This window comes from Solibacillus cecembensis (assembly GCF_050272495.1).
GTDB classification, from domain to species: Bacteria; Bacillota; Bacilli; order Bacillales_A; family Planococcaceae; genus Solibacillus; species Solibacillus cecembensis.
The window spans coordinates 145011-164459 of the sequence record NZ_JBNNMF010000003.1 but is presented as its reverse complement, the minus strand read 5'-3'; the positions used below and the strand labels follow the sequence as shown (position 1 = coordinate 164459).

At 38.1% G+C, this 19449-nt stretch carries 20 protein-coding genes and 2 other annotated features; of the genes, 1 reads left to right on the top strand and 19 read right to left on the bottom strand.

Going from position 1 to position 19449, the window contains the following annotated elements; genetic code table 11:
* Position 1 precedes the first annotated feature (1 nt).
* From rplU to ACQKIH_RS03960, 17 genes are all read right to left on the bottom strand, one after another.
* On the bottom strand, positions 2–310 hold the full coding sequence (gene rplU / locus ACQKIH_RS04040; protein ID WP_057988149.1) for a 50S ribosomal protein L21: 309 nt from the start codon (positions 308–310) through the stop codon (positions 2–4).
* A gap of 16 nt (positions 311–326) precedes the next feature.
* Positions 327–412 (bottom strand) — a sequence feature (ribosomal protein L21 leader region).
* Positions 413–452: 40 nt separating this feature from the next.
* Positions 453–1022 (bottom strand): site-2 protease family protein, encoded by a 570-nt coding sequence (locus tag ACQKIH_RS04035; protein WP_427763571.1) that lies wholly within the window; start codon positions 1020–1022, stop codon positions 453–455.
* 43 nt (positions 1023–1065) lie between these two features.
* Positions 1066–1611: a peptidoglycan DD-metalloendopeptidase family protein gene (locus tag ACQKIH_RS04030; protein WP_427763570.1), complete on the bottom strand. Its 546-nt coding sequence runs from the start codon at positions 1609–1611 to the stop codon at positions 1066–1068.
* A gap of 183 nt (positions 1612–1794) precedes the next feature.
* A complete protein-coding gene (gene minD, locus ACQKIH_RS04025) occupies positions 1795–2592 on the bottom strand; it encodes a septum site-determining protein MinD (protein WP_427763722.1) in 798 nt (265 codons plus the stop codon).
* Between the two features lie 57 nt (positions 2593–2649).
* Positions 2650–3318, bottom strand: coding sequence for a septum site-determining protein MinC (locus tag ACQKIH_RS04020; protein WP_057988141.1), 669 nt, complete (start codon positions 3316–3318; stop codon positions 2650–2652).
* A gap of 31 nt (positions 3319–3349) precedes the next feature.
* On the bottom strand, positions 3350–3877 hold the full coding sequence (mreD, locus tag ACQKIH_RS04015; RefSeq protein ID WP_057988139.1) for a rod shape-determining protein MreD: 528 nt from the start codon (positions 3875–3877) through the stop codon (positions 3350–3352).
* On the bottom strand, positions 3877–4797 hold the full coding sequence (gene mreC, locus ACQKIH_RS04010) for a rod shape-determining protein MreC (RefSeq protein ID WP_427763568.1): 921 nt from the start codon (positions 4795–4797) through the stop codon (positions 3877–3879). Before mreC ends, mreD begins: the two co-directional genes overlap by 1 nt.
* A 12-nt stretch (positions 4798–4809) precedes the next feature.
* A complete protein-coding gene (locus ACQKIH_RS04005) occupies positions 4810–5826 on the bottom strand; it encodes a rod shape-determining protein (protein ID WP_057988135.1) in 1017 nt (338 codons plus the stop codon).
* Between the two features lie 376 nt (positions 5827–6202).
* Entirely contained in the window at positions 6203–6901 is a 699-nt protein-coding gene (gene radC / locus ACQKIH_RS04000; RefSeq protein WP_427763567.1) for a RadC family protein, read from the bottom strand.
* 18 nt (positions 6902–6919) lie between these two features.
* Positions 6920–7507, bottom strand: coding sequence for a Maf family protein (locus tag ACQKIH_RS03995; RefSeq protein ID WP_057987427.1), 588 nt, complete (start codon positions 7505–7507; stop codon positions 6920–6922).
* 95 nt (positions 7508–7602) lie between these two features.
* Positions 7603–8229, bottom strand: a complete 627-nt coding sequence (locus ACQKIH_RS03990) for a hypothetical protein (RefSeq protein ID WP_057987428.1) — start codon at positions 8227–8229, stop codon at positions 7603–7605.
* 232 nt (positions 8230–8461) lie between these two features.
* Positions 8462–9718, bottom strand: a complete 1257-nt coding sequence (locus tag ACQKIH_RS03985; protein ID WP_427763565.1) for a bifunctional folylpolyglutamate synthase/dihydrofolate synthase — start codon at positions 9716–9718, stop codon at positions 8462–8464.
* Positions 9719–10987, bottom strand: a complete 1269-nt coding sequence (locus ACQKIH_RS03980) for a bifunctional folylpolyglutamate synthase/dihydrofolate synthase (protein ID WP_427763564.1) — start codon at positions 10985–10987, stop codon at positions 9719–9721.
* Between the two features lie 62 nt (positions 10988–11049).
* Complete coding sequence (locus ACQKIH_RS03975) at positions 11050–13692, bottom strand: valine--tRNA ligase (protein WP_427763563.1); 2643 nt, start codon at positions 13690–13692, stop codon at positions 11050–11052.
* A gap of 91 nt (positions 13693–13783) precedes the next feature.
* Positions 13784–14014: a binding site (T-box leader), on the bottom strand.
* A gap of 85 nt (positions 14015–14099) precedes the next feature.
* Positions 14100–15248: a chromate efflux transporter gene (gene chrA, locus ACQKIH_RS03970; protein ID WP_427763561.1), complete on the bottom strand. Its 1149-nt coding sequence runs from the start codon at positions 15246–15248 to the stop codon at positions 14100–14102.
* A 274-nt stretch (positions 15249–15522) separates the two neighbouring features.
* Positions 15523–16311, bottom strand: coding sequence for a helix-turn-helix domain-containing protein (locus ACQKIH_RS03965; RefSeq protein ID WP_057987438.1), 789 nt, complete (start codon positions 16309–16311; stop codon positions 15523–15525).
* 203 nt (positions 16312–16514) lie between these two features.
* Positions 16515–16694: a hypothetical protein gene (locus ACQKIH_RS03960; protein WP_057987440.1), complete on the bottom strand. Its 180-nt coding sequence runs from the start codon at positions 16692–16694 to the stop codon at positions 16515–16517.
* A 310-nt stretch (positions 16695–17004) separates the two neighbouring features.
* Between ACQKIH_RS03960 and ACQKIH_RS03955 the strand changes: the two genes are divergently transcribed.
* Positions 17005–17196: a hypothetical protein gene (locus tag ACQKIH_RS03955; protein WP_083493710.1), complete on the top strand. Its 192-nt coding sequence runs from the start codon at positions 17005–17007 to the stop codon at positions 17194–17196.
* Here the strand turns inward: ACQKIH_RS03955 and ACQKIH_RS03950 are convergent.
* Both ACQKIH_RS03950 and hemL read right to left on the bottom strand, forming a co-directional pair.
* Positions 17177–17989 carry a hypothetical protein gene (locus ACQKIH_RS03950; RefSeq protein WP_427763560.1) on the bottom strand — a complete coding sequence of 271 codons (813 nt, stop codon included), beginning with the start codon at positions 17987–17989 and terminating at the stop codon, positions 17177–17179. The genes ACQKIH_RS03955 and ACQKIH_RS03950 overlap by 20 nt on opposite strands.
* 168 nt (positions 17990–18157) lie before the next feature.
* Positions 18158–19447: a glutamate-1-semialdehyde 2,1-aminomutase gene (gene hemL, locus ACQKIH_RS03945; protein ID WP_057987445.1), complete on the bottom strand. Its 1290-nt coding sequence runs from the start codon at positions 19445–19447 to the stop codon at positions 18158–18160.
* Positions 19448–19449 lie beyond the last annotated feature (2 nt).

Here is a 19449-nt window from a genome sequence, read left to right as displayed (position 1 = left end):
ATTAAGCGTTGATTGTTTCAACTACTAATTTAGTGTACGGTTGACGGTGACCTTGCTTACGACGGTAGTTCTTTTTCGCTTTCATTTTGAAAACAGTAATTTTCTTTTGCTTGCCTTCTTTAACAACTTTCGCTGTTACAGTAGCACCAGCAACTGTTGGAGCTCCAACCTTAACTGTTTCTCCACCTACGAATAAAACTTTGTCAAAAGTTACGATTTCGTCAGCATCCATACCTAGTTTTTCAACATAGATTTCTTGACCTGCTTCAACTTTAATTTGTTTACCACCAGTTTCGATAATTGCGTACATTCCAATGCACCTCCTCATATATTCTAAGACTCGCCTGTTACTACATTCAAGGTGATCGCATGCGATACTTTTGGAACCCTGTCAGCGCGGTTGTAGCGGGTGCTACAAACAATAACATTAAAATACTACCATACCAAATCGTTCAAGTCAACCGATTCATTACAAGTTTTTCAAATGCTGAACGATATTTTCTTGTTCGCCATTCACCTATTACTTTGCTCCATAAAAAGAGACTTACAATTGTAAGGGAAATAGATTCTGGTAGCATTAATAATGATACTAAAATAATGACTGTAAGTAAACCAATTGATAGCGATAAATACGTTTCAAAAATGACCGTTTTAGGTAAAAATTGCAATAAGCTATAACAAATGATTCTCCCACCGTCTAACGGCCAAATCGGCAGGAAATTGATTATAAGCAATATTATTTGAGCATTTATAAATCCTTCTTGTAAAACAGGTGGCAATGTATAGGCGACTGCAATTCCGAAAACAGTGGCAATCGGTCCTCCGAGCGCAATAATTGTTAATTGTTTAAAAGAAAGTTGATGCTCATTTTTTAATGTCATTTCTCCACCATATGGTAGGATGACACAACGTTCTATCTGCGCGCCAACACATTTAGCCGCGACGAAGTGACCTAATTCATGAAATAATAACGAAATTAAGATTATGCTATAAAGTGCGATATTTCCCGATAAAACAAACAATAGAAGTAGCAATAAAAAGAGTGGATGTATAGTGATTTTCATATTATGTATGTTGTTCTTTCAGCCACTTCGTTGTTTGTTCTATATTATACACTTCTCCATCTTTTTCAATTTGTATATAAAGCTTCCCCTTTTCTTTGACCGCAATCAACTCTCCCTTGGAAACAGTCATGTACGGTAATACCGAAAACTGATCAACGTAACCAAATGTAACTGTTGTGCCATTTTCATATAAAATAGAAATCGTTTTCCCATTATATTTTGTATGCCCCGTAAAAACAATCAGTCCATCATACAACGCTTTCAATAAGAGAGGTTCTTCATAAGACAGTAAAAAACCATTGTTATAACGTTCAATCATCGCAAAAGCTACTAGCTGCTCAATCGATTCATCGGGAGTCGCATTTACGGTCACTTGTTTGTTTTCTGGAAAAGCGATATCCGACAGCACCGCGCGCATAATTAATAAGTCCTCCGAGCTATATACGACCCTCTTGATCGTTCGTTTCACTGTCATATCACCGAATGTGTTAAAGCTCAGTATCGTAAAAAATAGGACACTCGCGATTAACCATTGCCACTTTTTCAAGTACTCACCCCACCTTTTTGTCTAGTATATGATTCATCTAAAATTCCGATTCATAAAGAGTAAAGTACTAGCACGTCTTTGGCACACGGTTTGATTGGTTTATGTCTCATAACTACAGCGAGCAAAATTTTATACAATAAAAAAAAGTTGTCGAATACATCGACAACTTTTTCGCTTCTATAATTATTTAAAAATGGATTTCAATTTTGCGAACATCCCTTTTGGTTGCTCATCATCCAGTGTCATGAGTGGAACAGAGTCACCTAAAATACGTCGTGCAATGTTGCGGTAACCAACTGATGCCCTATTATTTGGATTCATGACAATTGGCTCTCCCTTATTTGAAGAGCTAATGACATCCTCGCTATCTACAATAATTCCAAGTAAATCAATCGATAAATGCGTTGTCACGTCTGTGATATCCATTGCATCGCCACTATCCATTAAATGTTTACGAATTCGGTTAATGATAAGCTTAGGCGGTGTCATTTGTTCTTGTTCTAATAGGCCAATAATACGATCTGCATCACGAACAGCTGAAATTTCAGGTGTTGTCACAACAATCGCATGGTCAGCGCCTGCTATGGCATTACGATAACCTTGTTCAATCCCAGCAGGACAATCAATTAATACATAATCAAATTCACGCTTCAATTCATCTACTAACAATTTCATTTGTTCTGGTACTATAGCATTTTTATCGGTATTTTGTGCTGCTGGAAGTAAAAATAATTTATCATCCACGCGCTTGTCTTTCACAAGCGCTTGATGCGTTTTACAACGCCCTTCAATGACGTCCACTAAATCATAAATAATTCGGTTTTCCAGCCCTAAAATAACATCTAAATTACGCAGTCCGATATCTGTATCTACTAAACAAACTTTCTTCCCTTGTAATGCTAATGCAGTACCTAAATTTGCAGTCGTAGTCGTTTTACCTACTCCACCTTTTCCTGAAGTTATAACGATTGCCTCTCCCACATTAGCGGCCCCTTTCTTATGTAAGGTTGCAGTTTGAGCTATTGCTTCTTCACTCATTTAGCTTCCTCCTCGATATGTCGATAAACTCGGTCGGATATTTCTCACTTCTTGTATTCTATCGTAACAGATTTCACCGTTCGCACCAATATAAGCGCATAATTGTTCTGTATGCTCTAAAATAAACTGTCTTTCATTTGTCATCACTTCAACTTGATTGGCAATTAATACATGTGTTGGTTCGAAATGAGCTGCCGAAATAATTGCCTCTACATTGCCCCCAGTGCCTGCATGTGCAATTCCTTTTAACTTGCCCATCACATAAATACTGCCGCCCGCTTCAATACGTCCATTCGGATTCACATCGCCTAATACGATAATATCACCAGGCGTACGTAATATTTGACCAGAGCGCACAATGCCCACATATTGTTCGGAGCGATTTGCTTCAAGTAAATGTTCGCTCTCCTCGATTGTCATAACATCGCTTTGCACTTTAGATACACGTAGGTTTTGCTGTTGCTCTACTGCTGTAATTAATTGCTGTTTTTGTTCGGGTGTACAATAGCGTTTCCCCAAATGTAATTGCACATCTATTTTACCATCAAGGTGACCGTCTGTAACTTTATTTCCTAGTTCTTCAATTAACTCCGCGTAGGAACATTGATCGTCTAGTCGAAGTGCTAACCCTTCTTTTGTCCCTTTGATATGGACAAGTTGTTTTTTCATAACTATACATGTCACCTCACGCTTCGTTGTATTAAGAATGCTCCTGTGCACGCTGAAGCACACGAGCGCTAATCAAATATTTAAATGCCCAACCTAGCATCATTAAAAACAATGAATTTGCCAAAATCGTCGGGACAAGTCGATTGTACAGGAAAGGCTGTAATGCCATCGAAGTAAATTGAATAACATAGAAAAATTCATAAATCGCAAACTCTAACAAACTCATTAATGCAATGGCAATTAAACTAGAAACAGCAAGATGCGGGTGGATTCTCTTCACACTCCATGCAGCAAGAAAACAAATTGCGGGATATAAGAATGTATAGAGCCCGATAATATTAATGTAAAACACATCAAACAATAGCCCAAAAATAAGTCCATAAACCATCGCTTTTTTGCGATTATAATAAATGGCTAAAAAGATCAAATACAAAATTAAAAAGCGCGGAACTAAAATAATGGTTGCGCCTTTAATTTCAATAGGGGAAAACATCGCAAATTGGGATTCAAGTAAAAATAACAGTACCGCGACCGTTGGGATTAGAAATCGAACGAGCATTATTCCTCCTCCTCAGCTTCCTCTGCAACAGGTTCATTTGTTAAATCACCATTCGTTGCATTGCCATCTGAGCCATCAATTGCAATGGTTTTACGTTTAGCAATGATGACATTTTCTAGCATAGAGAAATCTGCAGCAGGTTCCACGTACGCCATTTTTGTCAAACCAAAGTCGTCCGTCGTTACTTCTGTCACTTCACCGATTAAAATACCTTTCGGGAAAATACCACCTAATCCAGAAGACTGTACTTTTTCGCCCACTTTTAATTTTAAATTCGAATCAATTCGCTTTAATAATAATTCGTTGCGTTCTACATCATAACCTTCTATTAAACCATGAATTTCTTCATTTTTTTCTCCGAGTACAATTGCAGATACACGATAATTTTCATTATTTGTATAAAGAAGTTCAACTTCAGAAGTAAACGGTGTCGCAATCACGATTTTTCCAATGAGTCCTCGCGCGGTCATGACAGCCATATTTTTTTCAACGCCATCTGCTGTCCCTTTGTTTAAAATGATTTTTTCTTCCCATTGATCCGGGTTTCTCGCAATGACCGTCGCCTGAATCGGGTCGAAATCACGCAAACTTTCCTTGATCGTTGTTAGCTCACGTAATGAAGCATTTTCTGCATTTAATAAACCTACCTCTGCTTGTAATACAGCAAAGTCCTCTAGACGTACCTTTAAGCGTTTATTTTCTTCATACGTATTTAACAGCGATTCAATATTGCTAAAAATACCTGTTATGTAGTTTGTTGGCTTTGCAATAATAGATTGCGCAAAGCCAACTGTATCTTTAATAATTTGCTCAGGTAATGTTGCGTTATGACGATCACGTAGAGAGAAACCAATCAATGCCACAAGGAAAATTACGCTTATTAATAGAACGATTAATTTTTTATTTGCTAAATGTGGCACTGCCAGTCCTCCTTATCTCAGTTGTTGCGCACGAATTATAGCGATATTATCTAATGCTTTACCTGTACCGATTGCCACACAATCTAATGGGTTTTCTGCGATAAATACAGGCATGTTCGTCTCATCACTAATTACTTTATCTAAATTACGTAACAATGCACCACCACCTGTTAAAACAATTCCGCGTTCCATTACGTCAGCAGATAATTCTGGTGGTGTTTGTTCTAATGTCTTTTTCACACCGTCTAAAATCGCGGCAATAGCTTCGTGTAACGATTTTGAAATTTCTTCTGAAGTAATTTCGATTGTTTTTGGTAAGCCTGTCACTAAGTCACGACCACGAATATCCATCGTTTCGTTCGGTCCTTCTGAACGTGCTGTACCAATTTCTACTTTTATTGATTCTGCTGTACGTTCACCAATCGTTAAGTTATACGTTTTACGAATGTAAGCAATAATCGCGTGATCCATTGCGTCACCACCAACACGTACAGATTCACTCGTTACAATACCACCAAGTGAAATAACTGCTACTTCTGTCGTACCACCACCGATATCAACAACCATTGAACCAGTAGGCTCCCAAACTGGTAAGTTCGCACCAATTGCCGCTGCAAATGGCTCTTCAATTGTAAATGCATCTTTTGCACCCGCTTGACGTGAAGCATCAATTACCGCACGTTGTTCTACCGAAGTAATGCCATAAGGTACACAAACCATAACATTCGGCTTTTTCCAATTTGAACCAGAAGCTTTCATTGCTTCTTTTAAATAATATTGAATCATCGCTGTTGTAATCTCGAAATCTGCAATAACGCCATCTTTCATTGGACGAATCGCAACAATCGAACCTGGTGTACGTCCGATCATATTTTTCGCATCATTACCTACCGCAACGATGTCCCCAGTTTTTGTATTTTTCGCAACCACTGAAGGCTCACGTAAAACAATCCCTTTTCCTTTAATAAATACAAGTGTATTCGCTGTGCCAAGATCGATCCCGACATCCTTATTTCCTAATCCAAACAAATTAAGTACTCCCTTTCTATTTAGGCAATTATCTCTTCGATGACATTATTAAAATCATACCCTTTATTATAACGGATAGAATCAAAAAATTATAGTGTTCCAAGCACTGTATCTCGACTTTTGTCGAATGTTTTTTGTCGAACTCTACTTTTCTATTGTATTTCTATTTTCCTCACGAAACAAATAAAATTTACTATGTAAGATTTAACAATACAGATAGAACAATAATGTCTTTTGACGAATTGTATTCGTATTGGTTGCATATTTTTTTGAAACCGTACACAAACTTTCAAACTACAGGATATAGCCTCTATCTATTATGCTTATACACCAAAAAAATTACCATTTTGATTGATTATCAAAATGGCGATTTTTTCTAAAAGTAACCTTTTTCTTTCATACTAATAAATTGATGATCCCCGATGATGACATGATCAAGTAAATCCACGCCAATAATTTGCCCCGCCTCATACAAGCGATTCGTCACATCTATATCTTCAGGACTTGGCGTAGGCACACCGCTCGGATGGTTATGTGAACAAATAATCGCTGCTGCTGAACGCTTTACTGCTTCACGGAAAATTTCGCGGGGGTGGACGATGCTGGCATTGAGGCTTCCTACAAAAATCGTTTGCTTATGTAGCACTTGATTTTTGACGTTCAGGAATAAGCAGACAAAATGTTCTTGTTGCAGTGAGGTCATATCCTGCATTAAATACATCGCGGCATCTTCGGGGGAACGGATAGTATAGCGCTCTTCTAAATCTTTTGAAGCTAAACGACGCCCTAGCTCGATTGCCGCAAGTAATAACACCGCTTTTGCCTCACCAATCCCTTTAATGTCTTTCATTTCTTCCAATGTGGCATACTTTAAATTATGCAGCTTTTCAAAATTTAATAACACACGGTTCGCTACTGCTAACACCGATTCATTTTTCGTACCTGTCCCAAGTAAAATTGCAATGAGCTCTTGGTTGGATAAACTTTTTGCCCCTTGGCGAATGAGGCGTTCTCGAGGTCGATCGGCTTCATGAACATCTCGTATTTTCATATTAACAATTGGTGTTACTGTCATTTACATCCTCCTAAAAAATCAGATTTTTAGTAGTTGTAAAGTAAGCAAAGTTTGAACTAATGTTGCGATTGGCAAACCGACAACATTATTGTAATCTCCTTCAATTCGATCAACGAGTAACGCACCGCTTGTCTGAATGCCGTAGCCACCAGCTTTGTCAAATGAATCACCTGTTTGAACATAAGCTTCAATCAATGCCTTCGAAACATTTTTAAATACAACGATTGTCTCCTCAACGAAGGTCGTTTCTGTTCCATCAGGCTGGATGATTGCTACTGCGGTCATCACTTGATGTCGATTATCCGCTAATTTCGTTAAATGTTGGACCGCTTCTTCATGTGATTTCGGCTTGTGTAAAATTTGCTGTTCGTAAATAACAATTGTATCTGCACCTATTATCAAATGCCCAGGATGATTGACCGCAACATCTCGCGTTTTTAATAGCGCCACTTCTTCCACATATCGCTGGGGTGTATCTGCTTGTACACTTGTTTCTTCAACATCGCTTGTATGGACAACAAATGGAACGCCAAGCATTCCTAATAATTCTTTCCTTCTTGGTGATGCCGATGCTAATACAAATTGTTCATTCGTAGTAAAATTCATAACCATTCCTCCTATCATCAATAGTATATGACAAATGGAATTTTGAAAAATGGTAACTTTTTTATGATTTATCAAATATGACGGTTATATTACCGTTAAAAATCAATTTTCACGCAGTCTAGGCGCTCATAATAATTTATTAATGCATGTAAACGAATGATACTTGTATTTTCAGATAACTTTTGAATTTCAGGTAATATGACACTCCAATCTTCTGGCAAATCAGCTTGTTGCTCACTTGTCACACGATCGAGCGTTAACGTCTTCGCATCCTTTAACGTTATCGGCAACTGCTTTTCAGCCTGTTTTGGACAGCTGCTTGATAAAACAAGCGGCTTATAAAATGAACTTGGCTCTGTTTGAGTTGCACCTTCAACTTTTTCGTTATCAATTTTTGACCAGACAAAAAATTGATCCCCGACACGGACAATCGCAGCTTTATTTAACGTTGGATAGGAAGCTACAAATTGATCTGCGCTTTCAAAACTCGAAAATACACCATGCTGCAGCGCAAAAAACGGTTGCTTGACCAAATCTTTTTCATTTCCTTCAGTCTCTTGCTGTGAAGTACTAATAACCTCTCCTTGTCCCCCTGGTTCTACTGGCTCTTGCGGTAATTTTAATATAATGATAAATGCAATAACGCCTAATAACCCAGTTAAAACACCATAAAATACAGCTTGTGCAACAGAATTTTTTTTAAGTGTTCGAATAATCGGCATATGCTCACCTCTTTTTATTGCTTACCTTAACAAAATAAGCACAAAAAAGGACAAGACTATTGTCGTCTCGTCCTAAAAATATTTCGCTACTATTCGATATAATTTGCCAGTTGTCCCTGAAATACAGCGACGCGATTACATCCTGAACTGGCTCTTCTAACGATTCATCACCTAAACAATTCCTGTAATTTTATAAATACAGTATCAAATAACTATTTTATTGTCATCATTATTAGTTATTCGGATTAAGTTTCAGGCGAATATCACTCAATAAATAAAGAGAACCCGTTACAATTCTTACTGTTTGTGATGGGATTTTCTCTTTTAAGAACGATTGTTCATCTTCTATAATTTCCTTCTCTTTTGCACGACTTATTTGCAAAAGTTGTGTGGCTTTCATCGCACGCTCATTATCAATGTCCATAAAATAAAAGGCATCTCCAACTTCCTCTAACATGCGCAGTATTGCCGCCACATCTTTATCCGCCAAAATGCCGAGCACAAATTCAATACGCTTGCCTGGAAAATGCTGTTTAATCGTATTGACCAGCATGCCAATACTTGCTGGGTTATGCGCACCGTCAAAATAAAGATTCGGTGAAACTTGCTCAAAGCGTCCAGGAACCGTTGTAGTTTGTACACCTGCTTGTATCTTACTTAGCACAGGTGTAACATTCAAAACTTTTGCAACTTCAAAAAAGGCAGTAATCGCTAAAGCCATATTTTGCGCTTGATGGTGACCAAGTAATTGACGGTTTAGTGCAGGGATGACTATTTGTTTCGCAACATTTTCATACATCTCACCTCGTTCTGTTTGATGCACTTCAAAATCCCGACCTAATTTTAAGAGTGGCGCTTGCTGTTTTAACGCTTCCTCTTCAATCACCTGCTCTGCTTCTTCTGGTAAAAATCCAATAATTACGGGCTTATTTTTTTTAATAATACCCGCCTTATGATGGGCAATGCTCGTCAATGTTGTCCCTAAAAAATTCGTATGCTCCAGTGCAATGCTCGGGATAATCGAAACAATCGGCTCCACAACATTTGTACTATCTTCACGACCGCCCATACCCGCTTCTAACAACACTACATCGACCTTTTGTTGTTGAAAATAGAGAAATGCAATGACGGTTAATAGTTCAAAATCGGTTAGCTTTCCACTTAATCCAGCCTTTGCTAATTGTTGAAAAAGCTCGTCCAACTGCTCACTCACAATGGGAAGTCCATTTATTTGAAGTTGATCATGCATGTCTACTATACACGGCGACATGAACTTCCCAACTTTTAACCCGTGCTGCCTTGCGATTTGTTCCACAAAAGTAAGGGTAGAACCTTTTCCGTTCGTCCCTGCCAAATGGACAACTGAAAGGGCATTTTGAGGATTATTTAATCGTTCGAGCGCCTGCACAATCGCAGCTAAACCCGGCTTTATTACTCGCTCACTTTGTACATGCCACCGTTCCTTATAATGCTCAAGAAGTGGAATCAATTAAATCAACCCTTTCTTTACAAATTCACCGCGAACCTCTGCAATAAAATAAAGGGACCCCGTAATAATTAATAATTCATCTTGTTTGATCTCATCCATTTGCTGTTCGATTAATTGCAACCAATTTTCATGCGCGAACTTTTGTGCATGCCCACTTTGGTTCGCTAGCTGTTGTGCTTTTGCTGCGCGCGGTAAATCGATTTGTGTGAAATACATAGCGGATGCAATATTGTCCATTAACCGAATGCTCACTTCATGGTCTTTATCTTGCAATGCCGCATATATAAATTTGTATTTTTTATGCGGTTCTACTTGCGTAAGTGTCTCAATAAGCGAAGTCGTTCCTTCTGAATTGTGCGCACCGTCTAAAATGATATTTGTACCAACACGCTCAAATCGCCCTGCCCATTTCGCCTGCTTTAACGCCTTTTTTATTTTTTCTGCATCTAGCGCGTCCACAAAAAGCTGAGCTGCGGTTATCGCAAGTGCCGCATTATTCACCTGGTGTTCACCAACCATAGCAAGCTCTATATTTTCAATTAAAGTAGATCCCTTATAATCAAATCGACCAAAATCGCGACTTTTAACAGTAAATTGCTCTCCTAAAACAAATATTGGGGCATTTTTTTCATGTGCAACTTGCTTAATTGTTGCTAGAGCTTCACTATTTTTCACACCAATCACAACAGGCTTTCCACACTTAATAATCCCTGCCTTTTCCGACGCGATTTGTGCATATGTATCCCCAAGCATGTCCGTATGCTCCAGTGAAATCGTTGTAATAACCGAAATTTCTGGGGTAATGACATTTGTAGAGTCTAGTTTGCCACCAATACCAACTTCTAGTAACGCGACGTCAATCTGCTGTTCAGAAAAATATTGAAGTGCAATCAATGTCATAAATTCAAAAAAGCTTGGAAATTGACTATTTAACTTTTCGCCGATAATCGCCGTTATACGATTCGCAATTCTTAAAAAGTCTTCATCCGAAATTTGCTTTTTATTAATCGTAATACGCTCATTCGCACGTTCAAAATGGGGTGAAATAAAGGCACCCACCGTTAAACCATGTTCCATTAACAGTTCTCGTGTTGCATTTAATGTCGAACCTTTGCCATTCGATCCTGCAAAATGAATAAATTTCGTTTTTTGCTCTGGATTCTCTAACTGCTCTAAAATGATTTTAGCAGATTGCAACGGCTCCCCTTTATACTGACTCGCCTTGAGCGTAAATATAAAATCCGTGCATTGCTTTATTGTTTGAAACAATTTTATCCCTCTCTTCTACAAGTAAAGAGGTGCCGAAGAAAAACGGCACCTCTTTATAGAACTTACATATTTTTTAATTCTGCAATACGTTTTTCAACTGTTGCAAATTTTGCTTCATAGTCCGCTAACTTTTCACGTTCTACCGCTACTAACGCTTCTGGCGCTTTTGAAACGAAACGCTCATTTGATAACTTGCCTGAAACTAATTTTACTTCCTTCGCCCATTTATCAAGCTCTTTTTCTAATCGCACAATTTCTTCGTCGATATTAATTAAGCCTGCAAGTGGCATGAAAATTTCTGCGCCCGATACAACTGCTGACATTGCTTGAGCAGGTGCTTCTAAACTTGCACCAATTGTTAAGCCATCTGGGTTACAGAATTTTTCGATATAACCTTTGTTCGCCTCTAAAATGCTTGCAATTGATGCATCTTTAGCTGAAATTGTCATCGCTACTTTTTTACTCATTGGCGTATTTACTTCTGCACGAACGTTACGAACTGCGCGAATAATATCCATTAATAATTGCATTTCCACTGCTTCATCTTTGAAATTGTAAGCAGGGTTTACAGTTGGCCAAGCCGCTACTGTAATTGACTCGCCTTCATGTGGAAGGTGCTGCCAAATTTCTTCTGTTACGAATGGCATTAATGGGTGTAATAAACGCATCGTATTGTCTAAAACATACGCTAATACTGAACGTGTTGTTAATTTCGCCGCTTCGTCTTCACCGTATAATGGTAATTTCGCCATTTCAATATACCAAGAACAGAAATCATCCCAAATGAAGTTATAAAGCTCACGACCTACTTCACCGAACTCATATTTATCCGATAATGCCGTAACACGTTCAATGGTTTCATTTAAACGCGTTAAAATCCATTTATCAGCTGTTGAAAGATTGCCTGTTAAATCAATTTGCTCGAATGTTAAGCCTTCCATGTTCATTAATGCAAAACGAGAAGCATTCCAAATTTTATTAACAAAGTTCCATGTTGATTCTACTTTTTCTGTAGAATAACGTAAATCTTGCCCTGGAGAAGAACCTGTCGCTAAGAAATAACGTAAAGAGTCAGCACCATACTGCTCGATTACTTCCATTGGATCTACCCCGTTACCAAGGGATTTACTCATTTTGCGTCCTTCTTCATCACGTACTAAACCGTGAATTAACACATCTTTAAATGGACGTTCTCCTGTAAATTCCTTCCCTTGGAAAATCATGCGGCTTACCCAGAAGAAAATGATGTCATAACCTGTCACGAGCGTGCTTGTTGGATAATAACGTTGGAACATTGCACTGTCCTCATTCGGCCAATCCATCGTTGAAAACGGCCATAACGCAGATGAGAACCATGTATCAAGCACATCTTCATCTTGTGTCCAATTTTCAGCATCTGCTGGCGCTTCTTTACCAACATATACTTCACCTGTTTCTTTATGATACCAAGCTGGAATTTGATGTCCCCACCATAATTGACGAGAAATACACCAGTCATGAATGTTTTCCATCCAACGGTTATACGTATTTTCAAAACGGTTTGGCACGAAGTTTACTTTTTCGTCCTCATTTGCTTGCATCGCTAACGCATCTTCTGCTAATGGACCCATCTTCACGAACCATTGCTTCGATAAATATGGCTCTACTACCGCATTTGTACGCTCAGAGTGTCCTACTTGGTGTACATGCGTTTCGATTTCTACTAGTACGCCCGCTTCTTGTAAATCCGCTACGATTTGCTTACGGCATTCAAAACGATCCATGCCATTATATTTACCCGCAAGCTCATTCATCGTACCATCTTCATGCATAACTAAAATTCGCTCTAAGTTATGACGGTTACCTACTTCAAAGTCATTCGGATCATGGGCTGGTGTCATTTTAACAACGCCTGTTCCGAAATCTTTATCTACATAATCATCTGCAACGATTGGAATTTCACGTCCAACGATTGGTAGGATGACTGTTTTCCCTACTAAGTGTGCATAGCGCTCATCTTCCGGGTGAACCGCGATACCTGAGTCACCAAGCATCGTTTCCGGACGAGTCGTCGCAACACGTAATACGCCAGAACCATCAGCTAATGGGTATTCCATATGGTAAAATGCGCCTTCTACTTCTTTGTGAATTACTTCGATGTCAGATAACGCTGTTTTAGCAGCTGGATCCCAGTTAATAATACGCTCACCGCGGTAAATTAAGCCTTTTTCGTATAATGTTACGAATACTTCATTAACCGCAACGTTTAAGCCCTCGTCTAACGTAAAACGCTCTTTTGAATAATCTAAGCCAAGACCTAATTTAGACCATTGGGCACGGATATGTGAGGCATATTCCTCTTTCCATTCCCATGTTTTTTCTAGGAACTTTTCACGGCCAAGATCATAACGTGTGATGCCTTCTCCGCGCAGTTTTTCTTCTACTTTCGCTTGAGTGGCAATTCCTGCGTGGTCCATCCCTGGTAACCAAAGTGCATCATAGCCTTGCATGCGCTTCATACGCGTTAAAATATCTTGTAACGTTGTATCCCATGCGTGACCAAGGTGTAATTTCCCCGTTACGTTTGGTGGTGGAATGACAATTGAGTATGGTTCCTTATCACTTGTTGGATCTGCTTCGAAAAATTTTCCTTTTAACCACCATTCATAGCGGCCTGCTTCTGTGGACTGCGGATCATACTTTGTTGGCATTGAAATTTCAGTCATTGTACTCTCTCCTCTATCAATTTAATAATCGATTGCATCTCGACGTAATGACGCCCAGATTTTGAACAAACAAAAAACTCCCGTCGTCTAAAAAAAGGACGAGGGAGTTAGTTCGCGGTACCACCTTTAATTCCAATGGATGCAAAAAATACACCCATAGGCTCTTCATTCGATAACGGTGTTTAACCGGACATTAGCTACTCTTCATTCACTAAGTCAACTCCTAGGCTACCTTCTGCTCGTGCAATGTAGAAACTTTTCAGCTACCGTTTCCTCTCTAACCATCACGCTCAAGCGTACTCTTCCTACTCAACGTTTCAATTATATAATTGAATTAATTTTACGCTCTTTTCACCAAAATTTCAAGTATGAGCTTTGGTTTACTTTGCAAAAAATACAGTTTAGGTTTAACGATAAAACGTAAAACCTATTAAAACACCAATGACCACAATGATCCACGGCTTTAGTTTGAATTTTACTAATAAAACAAATAAAACAATTGCCCAAAATCCATCCATTACATCTCGAACCGTTGACGTGAGGATTGGTGACATAAACGCGGCAATTAAAATACCGATGACCGCTACATTCATACCTGCCACTGCCCCGCGCAACGCTTGATGACTGCTAATGCTTGACCAAAATGGATAAGCCCCAACAATTAATAAAAATGCCGGTAAAAAGATCGCTACTGTCGCAAGTAGAGCAATCGGAATACCCCCAATGACCATTCCTAAATAACTAGCAAACGTAAACAATGGACCTGGTACTGCTTGCGTTAAGCCATAGCCTGCTAAAAAGGATTCCGCAGTCACGTACGTACCAACGAATTGCGATTCTAGTAAAGGTAAAACAACATGACCTCCACCAAAAACGAGTGAACCTGCTAAATAAAACTTTTCAAATAGCACAAGCCATTCCCATTTTAAAATTTTCGCAGCAATAGGTAACCCGATTAATAGCACAAAAAATGAGGATAAAAATACAGCGCCCCATTTTTTGGAGAAAACAATACTTGGAATAGATTGACCTGGCTGTTTCAAAAATAAATAACCAATCATTGCACTACCGATAAGAACGCCAATTTGTGAATAAATCGATGTAGTGTAAAGTAATATTATCGTAGCGACAATTAACAGCACATACTGCAAAGGGGTTTTCAATATTTTCTTCCCCATATCCAAAATAGCTTGTGCAACAATCGCCACTGCTACAATTTTCAACCCTTGTAACCAACCGATATTAAATTGAAAACGTTCCATTATGTAGACAAATGCGATGAGCATAAGGACTGATGGTAATGTAAATCCGATAAACGCGGCAATACTACCAGCTACCCCACCTTTTCGAAGCCCAATCCCCATACCAACCTGACTCGAGGCAGGACCGGGTAAAAACTGACTTAATGCAACTAGATCTAAATACTCTTCATCTGTCAGCCACTTCTTCTGTTTCACATATATTTGCTGAAAATAGCCTAAATGTGCAGCCGGCCCCCCAAACGAAGTGAGTCCTAATTTTAATGATGTCCAAAAAATACTCCATAAATTGTACAAATTTTTCCTCCTAAAAAAGTAACATTCCAACTCTACTAGTCTTAACTTTACTAAATGTTTCCCTTTTCAAAAGTATATTTACAAAAAAATAATTATTTTTACAATAACTTCACATATCAGCATTCTCCTGCGCTGTTTCAAATAACTTTCAAACTTTCAATGCGTCTATCCATCTTCAATAATTCACCACTTCCAAGGGCACCTATTTGTAGTTTGGGGATTCCTAAGAGCCCTGCATAGGGTACTTCTCTTCCAGTGGGAGGGGACGGTTTCTTTAAAATTCATCCAGCTTTTTTCTCATCTTCCTTTGAAATTTAAAGAAAATTCTATTGGTATATATATCGTTTTTCGCTAATAGTTTATATGCGTCAAGCTGGTTTGAAGTTCGTATTGAAATGTAGATACCAATTGCAATTATTCCAATACATATCGGATAATAAGGCAATAAAAATTCAGAAGTAATAAACCTTCTTTCGATTCCTATGGCTAATATTCCAGCAACAAATAAACCGGAACCCACTAGATTAATAACGAAATATCTTTTCTTTAAATTTTCGTATCTAGCAGTCAATTCTTTTAGGTATTTTTCATCAAACAGCAAGGGCTCTGTTTTTAATACTTTATATTGATTTTCTTCAATAAACGATGTTGATACAAACATCCCAATACCGAATGTAGCTAATAGGATAGTTGGGATAATATAGATTGTTGGGTCTTGATTAAATAGGAAATAGGGGATAATGGATAACGCGATTAAGAAATAACCTAACGCTAAATATTTTGAAACCTTATGTGCAGACAATAAATATCCTTCTGCCATTTCCTTGTTAACATAATATCCTGCGTTTTTATCATTGCTTGGCTCAACAGAATCCTTTAACAAATAGTCGATGGAAACCTCAAAAATATTTCCAATCATAAGAACCTTTTCTGTCTCGGGGTAACCTTGGCCATTTTCCCATTTACTAATTGCTTGTCTTGTTGTATTTAGTTTTTCTGCTAAGGCTTCTTGGGAAAGTCCTTTTTCTTTTCTTAATTTAAAAAGTTTCTCTCCAAATGTCATTTGTACGAACTCCTTTAAATGTAAGTTTATATATATTGTAACAAATTTCCTTTACGTATTAACAACGTAAGTAAGCTATATATTCAAATAATTTAGGGGGGACGTATTTAATCGCCCCAAATTCCTCTGCTTCCATGTTACCTTAAGCGTTAAAGTGGTTAATTGAATTCACGCAATTCCCCCAGCGTACTTCCCCCTATTTGTTACTCCCGATCTTCTTTTAATTTAGACATACCAAATATTATAGCAGCAATGAGGAACCCTAAAAAAACTACTATATTTGATATCGGCTCGCTAATTCTTGGTATTGAATTCAGGTAAATTTTCAAAAAGACTAATAATCCTAACATAAAAATAATTACTGCGACTTTCATTTTATTCATGATTTTTTCCTCCAATAGTAAATTTTATTGCTACCCTCACTTTAGAAAAATATTGCTTTCGATTCTACCATCTTGGGGATGCATTTCGTCAACTTGTGGTTGCATTTATGTAATCCAGTGCATTTTGTATAAAACTTTGGGAATTAAAAAGGACATAGCTTATTTCACTATGTCCTTTCTCCTATAAGATTTTGTTTGATGCCTTTATCATTTTTTCCTTGCACCTTCAAAACCATTTCTAAATCCAATGCGTCACTTTTTCACTTCATGGCCTTATCATGCATATACTAATAAAAAGGAGATGATGAAAATGCGGAAAGGTTATAATCCATATTTACTTCCACCTTGGTTGCGGAAAACTCGTTTTTTTATTAAAAATTGCATCATCCCAATAACGGTTTTTCAAGCTGTCCGAACAATCTTTTTCCCGACAACCTTCGATATTATTATACTCGTTATTCTAATCGGGCTTAGTTATTTATTCACTTGTGATTATCTCTAGCTTTTGGAGTGATAACTTGATGTACTTTATACGCCTCAGAAAGGTCTCGATAAAAATCATCTGATGGTACCGTATACATCAATTCTCCCTCCAGTTGCTTTGGAGATTCCGCCACTTCATTTATTTCATTCAATACCAACGTTTCCCTCACTTCACGAGTTTCCGCTTTTGCACTCACTACAGGGGTTTCTGAAATTACATTTACTTTTTTGTTTTCTGAAATTGCTGCCACTTCTTGAGTTTCCGAGATTACTGCCACTTCATCGGTTTCTGAAATTGCTACCACTTCTTGAGTATCCGAAATTGCTGCCACTTCATGAATTTCTGAAATTGCAGGCAGTTCTACTTTTTGTTCAATATTTTTCACGACAATTTCTTGTGTGTCGATTTTTTCCACGACATAATCTTCAAATTGACACCTAACATTCCACTTTACTTGACACCCTCCATCAAATACCGCACTTTGTTCTCCTTCAATTGAGACTTTCACACCATCAAGTTGTTTCGCTGTATCTGGTAAATCAATGCTAAAAGGTAAGGCATATTCAAAATAGCCCACGTTATTATTAAAATCCAAATCCTCAATATATGTTCCTTTTTGTGATGCTGCTTCCGCTCCCTCATTAAAAGCCACTTCTACAGCAAAATGATAAATACCATTTAATCGCATCGAATTGTCGAGTTCAATCGGTACCCATTGTGGCGAAATTTTTACTGACTGTACTTCTGCTACAGATCCTAAATTGTTTGGAAAAAAGAAGTACTCATCCATTTCCCAGGAAATATCCTTCATCTAATCCCCCCTCGAATAACTCTATGTGCAATCTATTCTATTTATGATGAACTTTATGCTATCGACATATTACGTGCTTTACTAGAGAATTTCCCAAACCGTATGTACATAATAAATGAAAAAATGACATCTCGCCCCTAAGGTGAAATGTCATTTTATTAATTCGTATTATCGTGCTAATTTCTCAAACACCTTATGGAAGGCTTGTACCGTTTTTGCGATATGCGCTTCTGTATGTGCTGTCGAAATAAATAACCCTTCAAATTGAGATGGTGGTAAGAAAATACCTTCTTCCGCCATTAATTTAAAGTATTCCGCAAATAATGCTAAATCCGAAGTTTTCGCCGTTTCAAAATCAATAACATCTTCGTTCGTGAAGAAAAAGCCAATCATCGACCCTGCACGATTTACAGTGTGTGGAATATTGTATTTTGATGCCGCTTCACGGAAACCAGCTTCTAATTGGTCACCCAACTTGCGAAAATATGTGTATGTTTCTTCATTTAAACGTGATAATGTTTCATAGCCCGCTGTCATCGCAAGTGGGTTTCCTGATAACGTACCCGCTTGATAAATCGGACCTGCTGGCGCAATATTTTCCATGATTTCACGTTTCCCGCCAAATGCACCAACTGGTAAACCACCACCAATTACTTTCCCAAGGCAAGTAAGGTCTGGTTTAATACCAAAGTATTCTTGTGCACAACCATAATCAACACGGAAACCAGTCATCACTTCATCAAAAATTAACACCGTACCATTTTCTTCTGTTAGCTTACGTAAGCCTTCTAAAAAGCCTGGTTGTGGGGGAACAACGCCCATATTTCCTGCAACGGGTTCTAAAATAACAGCCGCTAATTCTTGTCCATATTTTTCAAATACTAATTTTGCTGATTCTAAATCATTGTACGCAACCGTTAACGTATTTTTGGCAACATCCGCTGGTACACCCGGAGAATCTGGTAAGCCTAGTGTAGCAACACCTGAACCTGCTTTAATTAGTAATGAATCTCCGTGTCCATGATAAGAACCTTCGAATTTTAAAATTTTGTCGCGTCCTGTATAACCGCGCGCTAAACGCAGCGCTGACATCGTTGCTTCTGTTCCAGATGAAACAAAACGAATCATTTCGACAGATGGTAAACGGTCCAATACTAATTTCGCTAATTTATTTTCAGATAAAGTAGGCGCACCAAATGAAGCACCTTTTGCCGCTTGCTGTTGAATAGCAGCGACAACTTCCGGATGTGCATGTCCTAAAATAAGTGGTCCCCATGATAAAACATAGTCAATATATTCATTGCCATCAATATCTTTAATAACAGCGCCTGAACCAGATTCCATAAAAATTGGCTCTAAGTTAACCGATTTAAATGCTCGTACAGGTGAATTTACGCCACCCGGCATTAAATCCACTGCTTCTGTAAATGCTGCTTTAGAATTTTCATAAGTACGCATAA

Coding starts and splice junctions, on each gene's coding strand:
- rplU (WP_057988149.1), bottom strand. CDS start 310: ATGTACGCAATTATCGAAACTGGTGGTAAACAAATTAAAGTTGAAGCA.
- ACQKIH_RS04020 (WP_057988141.1), bottom strand. CDS start 3,318: ATGAAAAAACAACTTGTCCATATCAAAGGGACAAAAGAAGGGTTAGCA.
- mreD (WP_057988139.1), bottom strand. CDS start 3,877: ATGCTCGTTCGATTTCTAATCCCAACGGTCGCGGTACTGTTATTTTTA.
- radC (WP_427763567.1), bottom strand. CDS start 6,901: ATGACAGTAACACCAATTGTTAATATGAAAATACGAGATGTTCATGAA.
- ACQKIH_RS03995 (WP_057987427.1), bottom strand. CDS start 7,507: ATGAATTTTACTACGAATGAACAATTTGTATTAGCATCGGCATCACCA.
- ACQKIH_RS03990 (WP_057987428.1), bottom strand. CDS start 8,229: ATGCCGATTATTCGAACACTTAAAAAAAATTCTGTTGCACAAGCTGTA.
- ACQKIH_RS03975 (WP_427763563.1), bottom strand. CDS start 13,692: ATGACTGAAATTTCAATGCCAACAAAGTATGATCCGCAGTCCACAGAA.
- ACQKIH_RS03965 (WP_057987438.1), bottom strand. CDS start 16,311: ATGACATTTGGAGAGAAACTTTTTAAATTAAGAAAAGAAAAAGGACTT.
- ACQKIH_RS03960 (WP_057987440.1), bottom strand. CDS start 16,694: ATGAATAAAATGAAAGTCGCAGTAATTATTTTTATGTTAGGATTATTA.
- ACQKIH_RS03955 (WP_083493710.1), top strand. CDS start 17,005: ATGCGGAAAGGTTATAATCCATATTTACTTCCACCTTGGTTGCGGAAA.
- ACQKIH_RS03950 (WP_427763560.1), bottom strand. CDS start 17,989: ATGAAGGATATTTCCTGGGAAATGGATGAGTACTTCTTTTTTCCAAAC.
- hemL (WP_057987445.1), bottom strand. CDS start 19,447: ATGCGTACTTATGAAAATTCTAAAGCAGCATTTACAGAAGCAGTGGAT.